The 15,137-nt window shown below is 70.9% G+C and carries 15 protein-coding genes; 8 read left to right on the top strand and 7 right to left on the bottom strand.

What is annotated here, in order from left to right; genetic code table 11:
* Positions 1–3 precede the first annotated feature (3 nt).
* Entirely contained in the window at positions 4–1,068 is a 1,065-nt protein-coding gene (locus AB0J76_RS25125) for a hypothetical protein (RefSeq protein ID WP_352323463.1), read from the bottom strand.
* A 179-nt stretch (positions 1,069–1,247) separates the two neighbouring features.
* Here AB0J76_RS25125 and AB0J76_RS25120 point away from each other — a divergent pair, with 179 nt between their 5' ends.
* Positions 1,248–2,132 (top strand): PIG-L family deacetylase, encoded by an 885-nt coding sequence (locus AB0J76_RS25120; protein ID WP_352323464.1) that lies wholly within the window; start codon positions 1,248–1,250, stop codon positions 2,130–2,132.
* Between the two features lie 34 nt (positions 2,133–2,166).
* Here AB0J76_RS25120 and AB0J76_RS25115 read toward each other — a convergent pair whose 3' ends face one another.
* Genes AB0J76_RS25115 through AB0J76_RS25105 form a run of 3 tightly spaced genes read right to left on the bottom strand, consistent with a single transcriptional unit; the run spans position 2,167 to position 5,805 of the window.
* On the bottom strand, positions 2,167–2,940 hold the full coding sequence (locus AB0J76_RS25115; protein WP_352323465.1) for a sporulation protein: 774 nt from the start codon (positions 2,938–2,940) through the stop codon (positions 2,167–2,169).
* A gap of 10 nt (positions 2,941–2,950) precedes the next feature.
* On the bottom strand, positions 2,951–4,192 hold the full coding sequence (locus tag AB0J76_RS25110; RefSeq protein ID WP_352323466.1) for an SPFH domain-containing protein: 1,242 nt from the start codon (positions 4,190–4,192) through the stop codon (positions 2,951–2,953).
* Positions 4,189–5,805, bottom strand: a complete 1,617-nt coding sequence (locus AB0J76_RS25105) for an SPFH domain-containing protein (RefSeq protein WP_352323467.1) — start codon at positions 5,803–5,805, stop codon at positions 4,189–4,191. The genes AB0J76_RS25110 and AB0J76_RS25105 overlap by 4 nt, the downstream gene beginning before the upstream one ends.
* A 140-nt stretch (positions 5,806–5,945) precedes the next feature.
* On the opposite strand from AB0J76_RS25105, the gene AB0J76_RS25100 reads away from it, so the two are divergent.
* The 4 genes from AB0J76_RS25100 (at position 5,946) to AB0J76_RS25085 (ending at position 10,231) form a co-directional block, all read left to right on the top strand.
* A complete protein-coding gene (locus AB0J76_RS25100; protein WP_352323468.1) occupies positions 5,946–6,179 on the top strand; it encodes a helix-turn-helix transcriptional regulator in 234 nt (77 codons plus the stop codon).
* Between the two features lie 35 nt (positions 6,180–6,214).
* Positions 6,215–8,323 carry an excinuclease ABC subunit UvrB gene (gene uvrB, locus AB0J76_RS25095; RefSeq protein ID WP_352323469.1) on the top strand — a complete coding sequence of 703 codons (2,109 nt, stop codon included), beginning with the start codon at positions 6,215–6,217 and terminating at the stop codon, positions 8,321–8,323.
* Positions 8,324–8,471: 148 nt separating this feature from the next.
* Positions 8,472–9,095 carry a PepSY domain-containing protein gene (locus tag AB0J76_RS25090; RefSeq protein WP_352323470.1) on the top strand — a complete coding sequence of 208 codons (624 nt, stop codon included), beginning with the start codon at positions 8,472–8,474 and terminating at the stop codon, positions 9,093–9,095.
* A gap of 191 nt (positions 9,096–9,286) precedes the next feature.
* Complete coding sequence (locus AB0J76_RS25085) at positions 9,287–10,231, top strand: COX15/CtaA family protein (RefSeq protein ID WP_352323471.1); 945 nt, start codon at positions 9,287–9,289, stop codon at positions 10,229–10,231.
* A gap of 57 nt (positions 10,232–10,288) precedes the next feature.
* Here AB0J76_RS25085 and AB0J76_RS25080 read toward each other — a convergent pair whose 3' ends face one another.
* A complete protein-coding gene (locus AB0J76_RS25080) occupies positions 10,289–11,161 on the bottom strand; it encodes an RIO1 family regulatory kinase/ATPase (protein WP_352323472.1) in 873 nt (290 codons plus the stop codon).
* Positions 11,162–11,410: 249 nt separating this feature from the next.
* Here AB0J76_RS25080 and AB0J76_RS25075 point away from each other — a divergent pair, with 249 nt between their 5' ends.
* Positions 11,411–11,968 (top strand): hypothetical protein, encoded by a 558-nt coding sequence (locus tag AB0J76_RS25075; RefSeq protein WP_352323473.1) that lies wholly within the window; start codon positions 11,411–11,413, stop codon positions 11,966–11,968.
* Positions 11,969–12,007: 39 nt separating this feature from the next.
* Here the strand turns inward: AB0J76_RS25075 and AB0J76_RS25070 are convergent, their stop codons facing one another.
* Positions 12,008–12,331: a transcriptional regulator gene (locus tag AB0J76_RS25070; protein WP_352323474.1), complete on the bottom strand. Its 324-nt coding sequence runs from the start codon at positions 12,329–12,331 to the stop codon at positions 12,008–12,010.
* Positions 12,331–12,804 carry a hypothetical protein gene (locus AB0J76_RS25065; protein WP_352323475.1) on the bottom strand — a complete coding sequence of 158 codons (474 nt, stop codon included), beginning with the start codon at positions 12,802–12,804 and terminating at the stop codon, positions 12,331–12,333. The genes AB0J76_RS25070 and AB0J76_RS25065 overlap by 1 nt, the downstream gene beginning before the upstream one ends.
* Positions 12,805–12,979: 175 nt before the next feature.
* On the opposite strand from AB0J76_RS25065, the gene AB0J76_RS25060 reads away from it, so the two are divergent.
* Together AB0J76_RS25060 and AB0J76_RS25055 are read left to right on the top strand one after the other, a co-directional pair.
* A complete protein-coding gene (locus AB0J76_RS25060) occupies positions 12,980–14,482 on the top strand; it encodes a hypothetical protein (protein ID WP_352323476.1) in 1,503 nt (500 codons plus the stop codon).
* An 87-nt stretch (positions 14,483–14,569) separates the two neighbouring features.
* Positions 14,570–15,133, top strand: a complete 564-nt coding sequence (locus AB0J76_RS25055; protein ID WP_352323477.1) for a dihydrofolate reductase family protein — start codon at positions 14,570–14,572, stop codon at positions 15,131–15,133.
* Positions 15,134–15,137: the final 4 nt, after the last annotated feature.

Raw genomic sequence — 15,137 nt, 5'->3', positions numbered from 1 at the left:
CACTCACGTTCCGTCTCGTCGGAGGGCCGCAGGACGCGCCTCGCCGTAGGGATCGACGGCGCGCAGGGCCTTGCGCGCGATGTCCACGACGTCGCGGCCGTCGTAGGCCTTGGGAAGAGGCACTCCGATGCGACCGAACAGGTCCTGGACCTCCTCGATCGTGGGCTCGTCGCCGAGCGGCGCCTTCTTGTACATGTCCATCGGCACCCGCCGCGCCTGCTCGAAGCTGAGCCGCAGCTCGGTGTCGCAGTTCTCGTAGTAGAACGTGCCGGCCAGCGCGGTCATGGCGCGGTTGGGGTCCTCCACCGTCATGATCAGGCGGGTGGCCGACAGGTCCCAGCGGAACGTCGTCATCGACGACGACAGGCCGACCTCGATGTCGAGCAGGCCGTAACGCTGGCGGTACCAGAAGGCGGCCAGGATCGTCGCGTACGACTCCTTCCTGACCCGGTCGGTCGTCCACGTCTCGCCGGTCGCGTCGGGGGAGTCCGACAGGGAGCGCCGGTAATGGGCGTACGTCTCGCACACCTCGACGTTGGACGGGTCGATCACCTCGACCCGCACCACGAGGTGCCGTTTCTCCCGGCGGGCGGCGGCCACGCACTCGGGCAGGGTGACCGCGCGCAGGTAGGTGCCGGTGCCGCCCTTGAAGCTCCACCGGGTGGTGTCCTTGCGCGCCTCGGCGTGCATCTGGGCGATCTCCTGCTTGCTGCCCAGCACCCTGACGAGCTGCAGCGCGTCGAGGGCCTTGCGGGTGCCGTGGACGAGCGTCTCGATCTCCTCCAGCCGCGACAGCCGGACGGGGAGCTGGGCCAGCGCGCCGGAGGTGATGGTCTCCTCGACCGGGGCCTGACGGGCGCGGTCGCGCAGCAGGGCGGTGGCCACCAGCGCCATGATCACCAGCGTCGCGGCGTTGACGAGCTGCGTCTGCACATCGGTCGGCACCACCTCGTCGGGCATGATGCCGAGCACGCCGATCACGACCGCCAGTAACAGCGCGATGGCGCCGTCGGCGTTCTGGGCCGCCCATGGGGCGACCCGCTTCAGCGCCGCCGTGAACCGTGCCATCGTTCGCCCGCCCGTCCGACGATCAGTCAATCCCTAGGTCATCGTAACGACCGGCGGCATGCGACTTCCAGCGCACGGGAAGGAGGTATCTCCTACCCGGGAATGACATGACATCTCCCCCTGGCAGCTCAGGACCGGGACCTGACCAGGCTCGATACTGGAAGCGCACGGGGGTGGGGATGAAGGGGATCAGGATGTTCGCGGCGGCCGCGCTGGCGCTGGTGCTGGTGGCCGTGCTGGCGTGCCCGGCCCCGCCCGCGGCGGCGTGGGCGGAGGTCCACCGGCCGTCGTTGGCGGAACGGTTCCTGCAGGTCGTGGCCCATCCGGACGACGACCTGCTGTTCATGAGCCCCGACCTGTACGGCGCCGTCCAGTGGCACCGCCCCACGGTGACCGTCTACCTGACCGCGGGCGAGGGCCAGGCCGGCTGGGACGACGACCGCGACCCCGTCGTCTACGCCCGCGACCGCGCGCAGGGCCTGCGGGCCGCGTACGCCTTCCTGGCCGGCGCGCCCGACGTCTGGCGGGTCACGACGATCACGGCGGGCGGCTTCCCCGTCCGGCTGGAGGAGCTGGCCGGCACGCCGGCGGTCAGGCTCGCCTTCGTCGGGCTGCCCGACGGCGGCGACCCGCGCGCCGACGGCGGCCGCGACGCGCTGACCAGGCTGTGGCAGGACCGCTCCTGCGTGCGCCCGTTCGGCGCCGGCCCCGAGCCGCGCTGCGTCGGCCGGCAGGACGTGGTCGGCGTGCTGCGCGCGCTCTACGCCCGCTTCCGGCCGACGGTGCTGCGCACGCTCGACCCCGAGCCGCCCGCCCGCCGGGGGTTGTGCGACCACCCCGACCACGTGGCCTCGGCCCGCTTCGCGCTGGCCGCGGCGAGCGGGCTGGGCCTGCGGACGGTCTCCTACCGCGGCTACCCGATGACCGGCTGGGCCCCCAACGTCGCGGGGCCGCTGCGCGAGCTCAAGCGCAAGGTCTTCGGCGTCTACCTGGGCCACGACTACCGCGTCGGGCACACCTGGCGCTACCGGGCCTGGACCGAGCGCATGTACCGGGTCCCCTGAGCCGGGACGCCGCCCGGCCCCGGGGAGCGCCCGGCTAGAACCAGCCGCGGCGGCGGGCCATCTGCTCCAGGCCGTGCTGCAACGCCTGGTCGGCCGCGCCGGGGTGGTCGTCGTAGCGCACGGTGAAGCGGTTGTAGGTGTCGTGGCTGGAGGTCATGAAGCCGCCGCGCTTGTCGGCCTCCAGGATGACGTCCATCTGCCGCGGCCCGGCGATGAACGTCAGCTCCAGCTCGTTGAAGTGCCGCCGCCACTGGCCGCCCGCGTAGTACTCGATCTCCTGGAAGAACGGCATCGTCGAGCCGTACAGCGTGCCGCGCTCCAGGTCGGCCTTCTTGAAGCCGAAGCCCAGCCGGTCGAGGGCGGCGATGACGTGCTCCTGGGCCGGCAGCGGGCTGACGAACAGCGGGTCGAGGTCGCCCTTGTCGATCGCGCCCGCCAGCGCCAGCTCCGTCTGGACGCCGAGCCGCATGCCGTGCAGCGGGTGGCCGCCGATCGCGCTGATCGGCGTCTCCCACGGCACCATGATCTCGAACGGCTGCTGGTGCTGGGCGCCCGAGGCGAGCTGGAACGTCCCGGCCACCTGCTGGCGCAGGAAGCTGTAGGTCGTCTTGTACTCGTTGTCGCCGCTCTCGACCTCCACCACTGCGGTCAGGTCGAGGTAGATGCCCTCGACCTTGTAGTCGGAGCCGCCGCCGCGGAAGTGCACGACGCCGCGCAGCGGCTCACCGGGACGCACGGTCCTGTCGGTCAGCACCGTGTCGACCTCGACGCCCGCGCCGAAGGCGGCCATCAACTTGCGGAACACCATGGGGTCTCTCCTATGCGGTGGGGGTCTGGCCGTTGGCGGCGGGGTGTCCCGTGCCCGAGATGCGGGGGAGCAGCTGGGCCAGGACGAGGGTGGACAGCGCCGAGTCGGCCTGGCCCTGCTGGGTCCGTACGACCAGCGGCTGGGGGGCGTTCTCGGCGAGCTTGGCGCCCACGTCCAGGCGCCGGCGGGCCAGCTCGTACTGCAGCACGGCCCGGTTGTCGCGGTAGGACTCGGCCAGCCTGCGCAGGGCCTTGGCCTCGTTCTCGGCGGCGGTCAGCTCGGCCCTGCCGCGCGCCTCGATCTCCCACGTCACGCGCTGGGCCTCGGTCTCCTGCTCCTCCAGCATGCGCGCCACGTTCTTGCGCGCGGTGTTGTGGGCGGCCTTGACCTCGACCACGCGGGCGTCGCGGGTCTTCTTGGAGCGCTCGATCTCCATGAGCAGCGTGTCGATGCGGCGCTTGCGGGTCAGCTCCCACTCGCGCTCGTAGGCCGACAGCTCCTTGGCGACCTTCTCCCGGGTGGCCAGGTGCTGCTGGTACTGGTCGGGGAGCTGGACGTCGGGGATGTTGGCGCCGGTGACGCGCACGCCGTACCGGCCGAGCTGGCGGTTGAGCGCCTCCTGCATGTCGCCGACGTCGGAGCCGCGCAGGTCGTAGGCGCGCTCGGTGTTGACCCGCCGGCTGCGCTGCCTGATCGCGTCCTGCACGGCGCTGGAGAGCACGAGGTCGAAGTTGCCCGCGCCGATCGTCCGGACGAACGCCACCGGGTCCACGATGCGGAACTTCAGGAAGAACTCGATCGACTTCAGCGGCACGTTCTCGGCCGTCGGGCAGGCCACGATCGGCGCCGAGTAGGGGATCTCGGTGGAGGTGTCCACGACCGCGTCCACCCGGTCCCACGGCAGCCACAGGTAGTGGCGGCCCGGCGGGAGCGTGCCGGTGATCGCCCCCCAGCGGCTGCGCACGCCGGTGGTGCCCTCCTCGATCTCGATGATCGCCTTGCGCCACATCGTGACCAGCGCCACGACCAGGAAGAACAGCGCGGCCAGCGCGGCGGGCACGGTGAGGTCGGTGAGCGCGGCCATCCCGGCGAAGTACAGGGCCAGCAGGACGAGCGCCATCCAGGCGAAGCCGCGCCGGTCCTTGGGGATCACCACCGGCACGAGCTGGCCCTGCTCGCCGCCGCGCAGCAGTTGGCGGATGTCGGACCAGGAGGCCAGCGACTCCTTGATCTTCGAGAACTCGCGGGTCATCGGACCTCACCCTCGCTCAGGTGGCCGGGCAGCAGGCGCTCGACCGTGCGTTCCAGGTCGTTGTCGGGCTCGGGCGTGGCCTGCGGCTCGCTGACGTCGGCGGCGGCCTTCTTCAGCAGGGCCGCGATCTCGTCCTCGCGGCCGCTGACGCGGGCGGCGATCTCGTCGAGCCGGCCGCGGATGGCGGCCATGTCCTCGGCGGAGAACAGCGTCGCGCCCTTGCCGCCCACGAGCTGCTGGGCCAGGGCCAGGAAGTCGATGTCGGTCTGCTCGCCCACCTGAACCACCTGCGGCAGCCGGGTGGCCACCGACTCCAGCTTGGTCAGCAGGTCCTGCTGGAAGCGGTAGTCGAGGATCTCGGGGGCCTCGGCGGCCGACAGCGCCCGGATGTCCAGGGCCTGGGCCTCCAGGAGCGCGGCGTTGGCGTTGGCCGTGGACTCGGCCTCGACCAGGCGCTGCCTGGCCTGCGCGGTGGCCTGGTGGCTGGCGCGTTCGAGCGCGGTGTCCATGCGGGCCTGGTAGCCGGCGATCTCGGCCTGGATGGCGCTCAGCGTCTCCTGCAGCCCCGCCAGCTCCTTGACCAGGTCGCCCTCGTTCTGCTCCTTGCGGAGCTGGAGCTCGTACTCGTAGGTGTAGGCCTCCTTGGCCACCCGGACCATCTCGGGGGCGGCCAGGTCCATGCGGTACTCCTGGCTGGACGGCTCGGCGTGGGTGATGTTCACGTCGGTGAGCCGTACGGCGGGCAGGAACTGCTGGTTCAGGTTCTCCAGCATGCCGAGGGTGCTCTCGCCCACCAGGTCGTAGATGTCCTCGGCCCGCTGGGCGTAGATCAGCGAGCGGGTGACCTCGCTGATGGCGTTCTGCAGCTTGGACTGGAAGCCGCTGACCGAGCCGAGCACGAAGATGAACTCGGCCGGGTTCTCGATCCTGAACTGCAGGAACAGGTCGACGCTGGCCTTGACGCCCTGCTGGGTCGGCGCCTCCCTGATGGGGGCGTTGAACGGGTACTCGCGCGTGGTGTTGACGATGTAGCTGACCCGCTTCCACGGGTTGAACAGCGTCACCCGGCCCGGGTCGGCGATGTGCACCAGCTTGCCGAACTTGGTGATCAGCGCCTTGCAGCCCTCGGGGACCATCACGACGCTCCTGCGCCACCACAGGAACGCGGCGGCCAGCACCAGCGTCACCCAGTAGTGCGGGCCGAAGAAGATGTCCGACCCCGGCACGATGCCGCCGAGCGCGCCGATCAGGCCCAGGACGACGAGAACGGTCAGCGGGATGACCACCTTGGCCGTGCTGCCCTTGGGGATCACCACCGGCGAGATGACGTGCATGCCGTTCTCGGCGAAGCTGCGGTTGACGATCTCGCCGGCCTCGTTCAGCGAGGCGGACCTGGCCTCGATCAGCGTGCCGACGGAGGCGCCGCCGTCGCGGGCGGCGGCGAAGTCGTGCGGGTTGAGCGCGAAGCCGGGCGCCTGGCCGGTGAGCTGGCCGGCCTGGTCGGCGACCTGTCCGATCGCCTGGCTCATCGCCTGCCGTACGTCACCTCCGCCGGCGACCGCTTGGGCTATGCCCTGACCTGCCTGGATCAGTGCCTCTCGGGGTCGTGACATCGAACCTTCCTTTTCCGCTACAGGCGAATCTGACCGTATCGGGTATGACTTGCTGTTCGCTTGCAATGTGTCGTCATATGACTGTTACGTCCCGTAGCAGGTGTGTTATGGATGGAGCAGGTCTGCTACCTGGAGGGTTGATGAGCGAGACCGTCCACAACCGCATCGCGCTGCTGCGCGCCGAGCGGGGGGTGAGCCGCAGGCAGCTCGCGCAGGCGCTGGGGGTGCACTACCAGACCGTGGGATACCTGGAGCGGGGCGAATACAGCCCGAGTCTTCACCTGGCGTTGCGCATGGCCGGATATTTCGGGGTGCCGGTCGAGGTGGTGTTCTCCACCACGCCGTTCCCCCGGATCGGGCAGCCCACGGCCTGACGGTTTCTGTCGGTGGCGCCGCCTACAGTGGCAGCATGCGTCCGGTCACAGATTTGCAGCGGAAGGTGGCGCCTTTCGAGGTCGTCACCGAGATGACTCCATCCGGCGACCAGCCGACGGCCATCGCCGAGCTGGAGCGCCGCGTCCGGGCCGGGGAGAAGGACAGCGTCCTGCTCGGCGCCACCGGCACCGGCAAGACGGCCACGATCGCCTGGCTGATCGAGCGCCTGCAGCGGCCCGCGCTGGTCATGCAGCCCAACAAGACGCTCGCCGCCCAGTTCGCCAACGAGCTGCGCGAGATGCTGCCCAACAACGCGGTCGAATATTTCGTCTCGTACTACGACTACTACCAGCCCGAGGCGTACGTGCCGCAGAGCGACACGTACATCGAGAAGGACTCCTCGATCAACGACGAGGTCGAGCGGCTGCGCCACTCGGCCACCAACTCGCTGCTCACCCGCCGCGACACCATCGTGGTCGCCTCCGTCTCGTGCATCTACGGCCTGGGCACCCCGCAGGAATACGTCGACCGCATGGCCAGGCTCCGCGTCGGCATGGAGGTCGACCGCGACCAGCTGCTGCGCCGCCTGGTCGACATGCAGTACACGCGCAACGACCTGGCCTTCACCCGGGGCACCTTCCGGGTGCGCGGCGACACGATCGAGATCATCCCGAAGTACGAAGAGCTGGCCGTGCGCATCGAGATGTTCGGCGACGAGATCGAGAAGCTCGCCACCATGCACCCGCTGACCGGCGAGGTCATCACCGAGGACGAAGAGCTCTACATCTTCCCCGCCTCCCACTACATCGCCGGCGAGGAGCGCATGGCGGCGGCCGTGGCCGGCATCGAGGCCGAGCTGGCCGCCCGCCTGTCGGAGCTGGAGCGGCAGGGCAAGCTGCTGGAGGCCCAGCGGCTGCGCATGCGCACCACCTACGACATCGAGATGATGCGCCAGATCGGCACCTGCTCCGGCATCGAGAACTACTCCCGCCACCTCGACGGCCGCGCCGCCGGCACCGCGCCCAACACGCTGCTCGACTACTTCCCCGAAGACTTCCTGCTGGTCCTCGACGAGTCCCACCAGACCGTGCCGCAGATCGGCGCGATGTACGAGGGCGACGCCTCGCGCAAGCGCACGCTGGTCGACCACGGGTTCCGGCTGCCGTCCGCGCTGGACAACCGGCCGCTGAAGTGGGAGGAGTTCCTGGAGCGCATCGGGCAGTCGGTCTACCTGTCGGCCACGCCCGGCCCGTACGAGCTGGGGCGGGTCAAGGGCGACGTCGTCGAGCAGGTCATCCGCCCCACCGGCCTGGTCGACCCCGAGATCGTCGTCAAGCCCACCAAGGGGCAGATCGACGACCTGGTCCACGAGATCCGCGAGCGCGCCGAGCGTGACGAGCGCGTCCTGGTCACCACGCTGACCAAGAAGATGTCCGAAGACTTGACCGACTATCTTCTGGAGCTCGGCATCCGGGTGCGCTACCTGCACAGCGAGGTCGACACGCTGCGCCGCATCGAGCTGCTGCGCGAGCTGCGCACCGGCGAGTTCGACGTGCTGGTCGGCATCAACCTGCTGCGCGAGGGCCTCGACCTGCCCGAGGTGTCGCTGGTGGCCATCCTCGACGCCGACAAGGAGGGTTTCCTGCGCTCGGAGACCTCCCTGATCCAGACCATCGGCCGCGCCGCCCGAAACGTGTCCGGCCAGGTCCACATGTACGCCGACAAGATCACGCCGTCGATGGAGCGGGCCATCGACGAGACCAACCGGCGCCGTGCCAAGCAGATGGCCTACAACGAGGCCAACGGCATCGACCCGCAGCCGCTGCGCAAGAAGATCGCCGACATCCTCGACTCCCTCCAGCGCGAGGACGCCGACACCGACAAGCTGCTCGGCGGCGGCCGCCAGCAGTCGCGCGGCAAGGCCCCGGTGCCCGGCTTCGCCGCCCGCCAGGCGGGCCAGCACGCCAAGGCCATCGCGGGCGAGATGCCGCGGGCGCAGATGGAGTCGCTGATCGAGTCGCTGACCGAGCAGATGCACCAGTCGGCCGCCGACCTGCAGTTCGAGGTGGCCGCGCGGCTGCGCGACGAGATCAAGGAGCTCAAGCGCGAGCTGCGCGACATGCGGGAAGCAGGCGTCAAGTAGGGGCCGGCGGCAGGCGCGAAGCAGGCGGCCCGTAGGGCCTGGCGGGCCGGTGGCGTGCGCCCGGGTGGCGCGTTCCGCCGGTCCCGGGCTTGGCCCGGGGGTCTGACCTGCGGGAATGAAGGCCGGATCCTGGGGCAGCGGTCCAGGTATGAACAAGTCGATCATCGGGGCTCTGGTCGGTGCGGCGCTGCTCGCAGCCGGCTGCGGCGCCGTACGGGAAGTCGGCCAGTTCGCCGTCGAGCCGACGCCGGGCCCCACCATGGGAAGCCCGTCTCCGTCGATGGAAAGCCCGCCAGAAACGGGGACCATGTCCCCCTCGCCGGGCGCCACGTCCATGAAGCCAGGAGCCGGAGAGCTCAAGGACGCCGCCAAGGTCGCGATGGCCGCGGTGCCCGGATCCAAGGTCGTCTCTGTCGAGAGCGAGGAGAACGGCATGGTCTGGGAGGTCAAGGTCGTCGGCTCCGACGGCACCGAACACCAGGTCGACGTGCAGTCCGGCAAGGTCGTCAAGGGGCCGACGGCCGAGCAGATGGACGAGCAGGAGAAGGCCAAGATGCAGACCCGCATCAACGAGGCCAAGCTCGACTACGCCCAGGCCGCCGACAAGGTCGCCGCGGACGTACCGGAGGGACGCGTCACCGAGCTGAAGCTCGACACCGAGAACGGCAAGACCGTCTGGAAGTCGGACGTGATGACCCCGGACGGGACCAAGCACGAGGTGATGGTCGACGCCGCCACCGGTGAGGTCACCAAGAAGAACGAAACCAGCTGACCCAACGGGGGAGCAGGCCACCTCCGGCCATCGGCGGAGGTGGCCGTCCCGCGGCGTCGCGGGGATGTCTCACGGCTCTGGACGCCTTCCCAGCCGGGCAAGTGCTCTACGGGTTGTAGAGTAAAGTCTTGATCGCGTTTTCGGCCGCCACCCGCGGCGGTTCGCCGAGCAGCAGAGAGACCTCTTCCCCCATGACCACTCCTTTCCAGTGGCTCGCCACCCGGGTCGCCTTCGAACGAGCCGCCCTGCGACGGGCCGCGGGCGCGGCGCTGGCCACCAGCCTGATGATCATCGTGACCGGCGGGGTCGTCCGGCTGACCGGGTCCGGGCTGGGCTGTGACGGGTGGCCGCGCTGCTCGGAGGCCGGTTTCGCGGCCACGCCCGAGCTCGGCGTGCACGGCGCGATCGAGTTCACCAACCGGGTGTTGTCCGGGGTCGTGTGCGTCGCCGTCGGCTGGCTCATCGTCGTCGCCCGGCTGCAGAGCCGTCCGGTGCCCGAGCTGACCCGGTGGGGGTGGGTGCAGTTCTGGATCGTCGTGCTGAACGCGGTCGTCGGCGGCCTCACCGTGTGGGCGCGGCTGAGCCCGTACCTCGTCGCCGCGCACTTCCTGGCCGCCGTGCTGTTCCTGACCGCCACCACGGTCGTCTGGCACAAGGCCCGCCTGCTCGACCGGCCCGCGCGGCCGCTCTCGGCGCCGGTGGGCCGGCTTCCGGCCGCGCTGGTCGCGTCCGTGGCGCTGCTGGTCGCGGCGGGCACGATCGTCACCGGCGCCGGGCCGCACGCGGGTGACTCCTCCGACGTGCCGCGCATGCCGTTCAACTGGACGGCGATGGTGTGGCTGCACGGGGTCGCCGCCGCGCTCAGCCTCGGCCTGGGCGTCGCCCTGTGGCTCAGGACCCGGCGGGAGCCAGGCTCGGCGGCCCACCTGCGCACCACGCTGTTCCTCGCCGTGCTGCTCGCCCAGGGGCTCGTCGGCCTGACGCAGATCGTGACGGACCTGCCGGAGGTCGTCGTGCTCGCCCACCTGCTCGGCTCGGCGATGGTGTGGGTGGGCGCGGTACGCGTCCTCCTCGACAGCCGGCTCCCGGCAGTGGCGGGGGAGGCACGGCCCCTGCCCGCCCCCGCCCGTACGTAGCCGGTCCGCGCGGACGGGCCCCGGAGTAGGTCCGGGGCCGCGCGCGTTCCGCGCCGGTCACGTCCGGCCGGACTCCTTGCGGAGCAGGTCGGCCAGCGCGTCGGGGTCCGCGGCGGTCACGCCCTTGGCTGCGAACCAGGTGGCCACGTTGCGGGCGTCCCGGTCCAGGTAGGACGGGCCCGCCGGGTGGGCGATCACGTCGACGATCTGCGGCAGGTCGATGATCACCAGCCGCCCCTCGTGCACCAGCAGGTTGTACGGCGACAGGTCCCCGTGCGCCAGCCCTTCCGCGGCCAGCGTCACCATGGCCGCCACGAGCTGCTCCCACAGGTCGTCGAGGCCGTCGGAGACCTGGGCCAGCCGCGGGGCGGCATAGCCGTCGGGGGTGCCGACGAACTCCTCCAGGATCTCCGTCCCGACGATCTGCACCGGGTACGGCACCGGCACCCCCAGCTCCCGGAGCCGGCAGAGCGCCGTGAACTCGGCCACCGCCCACTGCGCGGCGATCACCTGCTTGCCGAAGGCGGTGCGATTGGCCATGGCCCGGTTCATCCGGCTCTCGCGGGCCCTGCGGCCCTCCAGGTAACCGGCGTCCCGGTGGAACAGGCGGTGCTCGGAGGAGCGGTAACGCTTGGCCGCCAGCAGGCAGACCCGGTCGGTGCCGGGCACGCCCCGCGAGATCAGGTGGACGTCGGCCTCCTTGCCGGTCTTGAGCAGGCCGAGCTCGGTGTCGACGGCGGCCAGCTCGGTGACCAGCCAGCCGGGGTACGGCTTCGGCCCCTTCTCGGTGGGCGTGCTCTGGTCCCAGGTGGACCAGCGGTCGCCCTCGGGCGGCCCGTCATCGGTCTCGGGGGTGCCTTCGAGCCATTCGATGTCGTCGGCGTCGAGCGCGAACTTGCCACGGCGGCGGTGCTGCGAGTGCTTGGGCACGGTGAGATGTCTCCAGTTTCGAGGCCCCACCGGCTCGCCGGACGGATCAGGTCAGCGGACACCTGGTGGGAAGGTCTGAGGTCGCGGAAAACGGCACGCGGGCAACGGTCGTCACGGTCTCAGCCTCCCTTCGTCTCGCTGCGATCGACGCGGATGAGTATGCCGCGTCCGGCACGGCACTCGCAATCGAATAAACGGCGGCCCGATAATCGGGTGCGCCGCCATCTGCCTGGCTTGTACGGTTCCGCCATGCGGCGATGTGAGGTGTGCGGACATCGGGAACCCGCCGGCGCGCCGGACTGCGACCGCTGCGCCGGGCTGGTGGACGAACTGGTCGAGGAGGGCTGGCGGGCCTTCCTGCTCGCCGAGTTCGGCACCGTGGCCCCGCCGGACGAGCAGCTCATCGCCCGCATGGTGGTCGACGAGCCCGACAGGCACCCGTGGCGGGTCGTCGACGCCGCCTACGACCGCCTGACGTGCCCCGAGTGCGGCGGCCGGCTGAGCCGCGGCCCGGCCGGATGCGCCTCCTGCGACCTCGCGAACGGCTTCCGCTACTCGGCCGTCGAGATCGACCGTCCCGGCGTGCCGCCCGGCAACGAGCACGCGCTGCGGGTCAACGTGGCCGTGACGCGCCGCCCGTATGGCATCGCGGCCACGGAGGTGCTGGCGCGCCGGCTCTCGCTGCCCGTGCTGATCGAGGGCCGCCTGCCCACGACGGCCCAGGCCCAGGCCACCAAGGCCCTGGCCCGCAAGGGCGCCACGGAACAGGAGCTGGCCGCCGTGATCTACGCGGACTGGGACAGCTGAGTGTGACGCGCGGCCGGGCGAAGGGCTCGGCGGGGCCCGTCACTGCTGGTCGGCGGCGGGCCGGTCGGCGGAGTCGCGGGCGAGGGCGACGATCCGCTCCAGGGCCGCCGCATGCCGCTGGAAGGCCGACCGTCCCTGGGGGGTGAGCTGCACGTACGTCCGCCGCGCCCGCTTGTCCTGGTCCTTGCGCACGACCACGTATCCGGCGGCGGCCAGCGCGGAGACCTGCTTGGACAGCGCCGAGTCGCTGGTGCCGACCGAGTCCCTGAGGAAGCCGAAGTCCACCCAGTCGGCCGGCGCCAGCAGCGCCACGACCGACAGTCGCGCAGGGACGTGCAGGAACTCGTCGAAGAGCGGATCCATCAGGCGACGCCGCCGTCCTGCCGCACGATCGACCTCATGACGCGGCGGTTGACGGGCGTGGCCGCGACGTACAGCACGGCCGCCACGACCGCGCCCGCGACCGCCTGCGACGGCAGCCCGTGCGCCGGCAGGTCGAACAGCGCGAAGGCGGCGATCCGGCCGATGCCGAAGGCCACCATGACGCAGGCCAGCAGCACGCCGTGGAACAGGGCCTCGCGGCCGGTGGCCGTCCGCCGGACCGCGGCCCGGTGCTCGCAGACGATGCCCACGCCCGCGTACACGACCACCCCGAGCGCCGCGCCGAGGTAGAACCACGGGCTCGGCAGGTCGACGGACGCGAGCATGACGAAGAGGCCGAGCGCGGAGACGACCACGCGGGGGAGCGCGAAGCTCTGGCGGACGATCTGCTGCCGGGTCCTGGCCTGGAGGCGGTGGATGTCGTCGAGCGAAGTCTGGGCGTCGTGCTGGTTCATGGGCCTTCCCCGAGGTCGACTACTGCTTTCCTGTGAGGAAAGTACCATCTGTTTTCCTCTCGGGAAAGTCGTCGCTGGCCGAACGGCCCGGCGCCGGAGGTGAGACATGCCTCTTTGATCTTCGGCGCCGGCGGAACTAGGGTCGCTGCATGGTCAAGGCCAGAGGTGACAAACCGTGATCGGCCGCGCAAAGCTCGCCCTCGGGCGGCCGCTCGGGCGTGAGGGCCAGGGAATGGTCCACGAGGAGCTCAGCGGCAGGATCAACGGCCGGCCGGGCGTCGCGTACAAGGAGATCGACTACGACGTCCGGCCCGGGCTCGACGTCGCCGTCCTCGCCGCGATGACGCAGTTGACCGGCCGTCTCTCCTCGTCGGACGCCGCCTGGCTGGAGGAGCGCGCGGCCTGGCCCGCCGAGCTGGTGGAGGAGAACGGCGCCGTCGTCGGCTTCCTGATGCGGACCGTGCCTCAGCGGTTCTTCCGGGAGACGCCCGGCCCGTCCGGAGCCGTACGCCGGCTGGCGACCCTCGACCGTCTGTTCGGCCAGGAGCAGGAGGACGTCACCGACCGCGACCGCCTGCTGATCCTGGCCGATCTCGCCGACACGCTCGCCCGCCTGCACGCGACGGGCGTCGTCGCCGGTGACCTGTCCCCCAAGAACGTGCTGTTCACGACGGAGCCCCGGCCGGGGTGTTTCCTCATCGGCTGCGACGCGATGGGGCTGGGCGGCGCGCGAGCGCTGCCGCCCGTGGAGCCGCCCTCCGACCGGCGGATCCCCGCCGGGGAGCGGCCGGGGACGCCGCAGGGTGACGCCTACCAGTTCGCGCTGCTGGTCATCCGGGTCTTCGCCCGTGACCCGTCCGCCACCGACGTGTCCGCGTTGGCCGCCGTCCATCCCGGTCTGGCGGAGTTCGCCACGGCCGCGCTCGACCAGCCCCCGTTCGGCCGTCCCATGCCCGCGCAGTGGGCCGCGCGATTACGCGAGGCGGCGCAGCCGGAGCCGGTCTCGCCGCCTGCCCGGCAGGCCGCGGCGGCTCCGGGTTCCGGGCGGTCGAAACTGCTCGGCATCGGGGCCGCGGTGGGGGCCGTCGTGCTGGTGCTGCTCGCGGTGGTCGCAAAGAATGTGATCAAGAACAACGTACGCGAGGCACTGACCGGCCCTTCGACGGTCGTGACCGAGCCCGCCGAGACATCGTCGTCCCCCGCGCCTGCCGACTCTCCCACCCAGGCGGCACCCACCTCGGCCCCGACCGTGGCGCCAACCGTGGCCCCGACCTCGGCCCCGAGCGAGCCGGTGGCCGCCTTCAAAGTCGGCGACTGCCTGTCCGGCCTGCCGGACACGCCTGTGGTCGACAGTTGCAAGCAGGGCGCGCCCTACCGGGTGGCCGCCGTCACCACTCCCTCCGGGCTCTGCGACGGCACGACCAACCACCGCTATCTCATCCACGACGACGTGCTGTACTGCCTGGCCTACCAGTTCGGGCGGAACTACTGCTACAAGTGGTCGCACAACGAGGCGTTCGTGGACTTCGCCCGGAAATGCCGAGCGCCGAAGACGTTCACCGTGCGGCGCGTCCTGCGCGGCAACGCCGACAAGGACGCCACCGCCTGCGACGGCGTGACCAGACATTCCTGGACGTGGCCCGTCCCCGCGCTGACCATCTGCGTCGACAAGTACTGAGCGGCGACCGGCCGGACACCGATGATTTCCAGGCGGCTCCGGTGTCGTACCTGTCGCCGGACGACCCGCGACCACGGAGGCACGCTCATGCGGACGCTGATAGCGACAGTGTTCAACTACTCCCTCGACGGCCTGCTCGCCGACGAGGGCACCGACTTCTGGAAATTCTGCTTCGACCTGCCCGAGAACAGCCGGCCCGACTCCCCGGCCTACCTCGACTTCCTGCGCGGCGCGCACGCGCACGTCATGGGCCGCAACGCCTACGAGGGCATCGCCAAGGGCATGACGACCGCCACCGACCACCCGTTCGCCGACATCTTGACCGCCGGGCGCAAGGTCGTCTTCTCCCGGACCCTGAAGACGGCCGACTGGGCCAACACCACCATCGCCGACGGCGACACGGCGGCAGAGATCGACAAACTCCGGCTGGACGGCGACGGCCACCTCCTGGTCTGGGGCGGTGTCGGCCTCTGGCGGTCGCTCATGCGGCTCGACCTGATCGACGAGTTCCGGCTGAGCGTGTTCCCCTACGTCGCGGGCGAGGGCACCAGGCTGTTCGACGGCTTCCCCAAGTCCTACCGGCTCGACCTGGTCTCCAGCTTCGCCTCCGGCGGCGGCATCATGGAGCTGCAGTACCGCCGGCACCGCTGACCCC

Origin of the sequence: Nonomuraea sp. NPDC049624 (genome assembly GCF_040675255.1) — a bacterium.
GTDB lineage: Bacteria > Actinomycetota > Actinomycetes > Streptosporangiales > Streptosporangiaceae > Nonomuraea.
This window is presented reverse-complemented; position numbering and strand designations above follow the sequence as displayed.

Excerpts from the sequence above, each read along its gene's own strand:
- AB0J76_RS25125 (WP_352323463.1), bottom strand. The coding sequence starts at position 1,068 with ATGGCACGGTTCACGGCGGCGCTGAAGCGGGTCGCCCCATGGGCGGCC.
- AB0J76_RS25120 (WP_352323464.1), top strand. The coding sequence starts at position 1,248 with ATGAAGGGGATCAGGATGTTCGCGGCGGCCGCGCTGGCGCTGGTGCTG.
- AB0J76_RS25115 (WP_352323465.1), bottom strand. The coding sequence starts at position 2,940 with ATGGTGTTCCGCAAGTTGATGGCCGCCTTCGGCGCGGGCGTCGAGGTC.
- AB0J76_RS25110 (WP_352323466.1), bottom strand. The coding sequence starts at position 4,192 with ATGACCCGCGAGTTCTCGAAGATCAAGGAGTCGCTGGCCTCCTGGTCC.
- AB0J76_RS25105 (WP_352323467.1), bottom strand. The coding sequence starts at position 5,805 with ATGTCACGACCCCGAGAGGCACTGATCCAGGCAGGTCAGGGCATAGCC.
- AB0J76_RS25100 (WP_352323468.1), top strand. The coding sequence starts at position 5,946 with ATGAGCGAGACCGTCCACAACCGCATCGCGCTGCTGCGCGCCGAGCGG.
- uvrB (WP_352323469.1), top strand. The coding sequence starts at position 6,215 with ATGCGTCCGGTCACAGATTTGCAGCGGAAGGTGGCGCCTTTCGAGGTC.
- AB0J76_RS25090 (WP_352323470.1), top strand. The coding sequence starts at position 8,472 with ATGAACAAGTCGATCATCGGGGCTCTGGTCGGTGCGGCGCTGCTCGCA.
- AB0J76_RS25085 (WP_352323471.1), top strand. The coding sequence starts at position 9,287 with ATGACCACTCCTTTCCAGTGGCTCGCCACCCGGGTCGCCTTCGAACGA.
- AB0J76_RS25075 (WP_352323473.1), top strand. The coding sequence starts at position 11,411 with ATGCGGCGATGTGAGGTGTGCGGACATCGGGAACCCGCCGGCGCGCCG.
- AB0J76_RS25070 (WP_352323474.1), bottom strand. The coding sequence starts at position 12,331 with ATGGATCCGCTCTTCGACGAGTTCCTGCACGTCCCTGCGCGACTGTCG.
- AB0J76_RS25065 (WP_352323475.1), bottom strand. The coding sequence starts at position 12,804 with ATGAACCAGCACGACGCCCAGACTTCGCTCGACGACATCCACCGCCTC.
- AB0J76_RS25055 (WP_352323477.1), top strand. The coding sequence starts at position 14,570 with ATGCGGACGCTGATAGCGACAGTGTTCAACTACTCCCTCGACGGCCTG.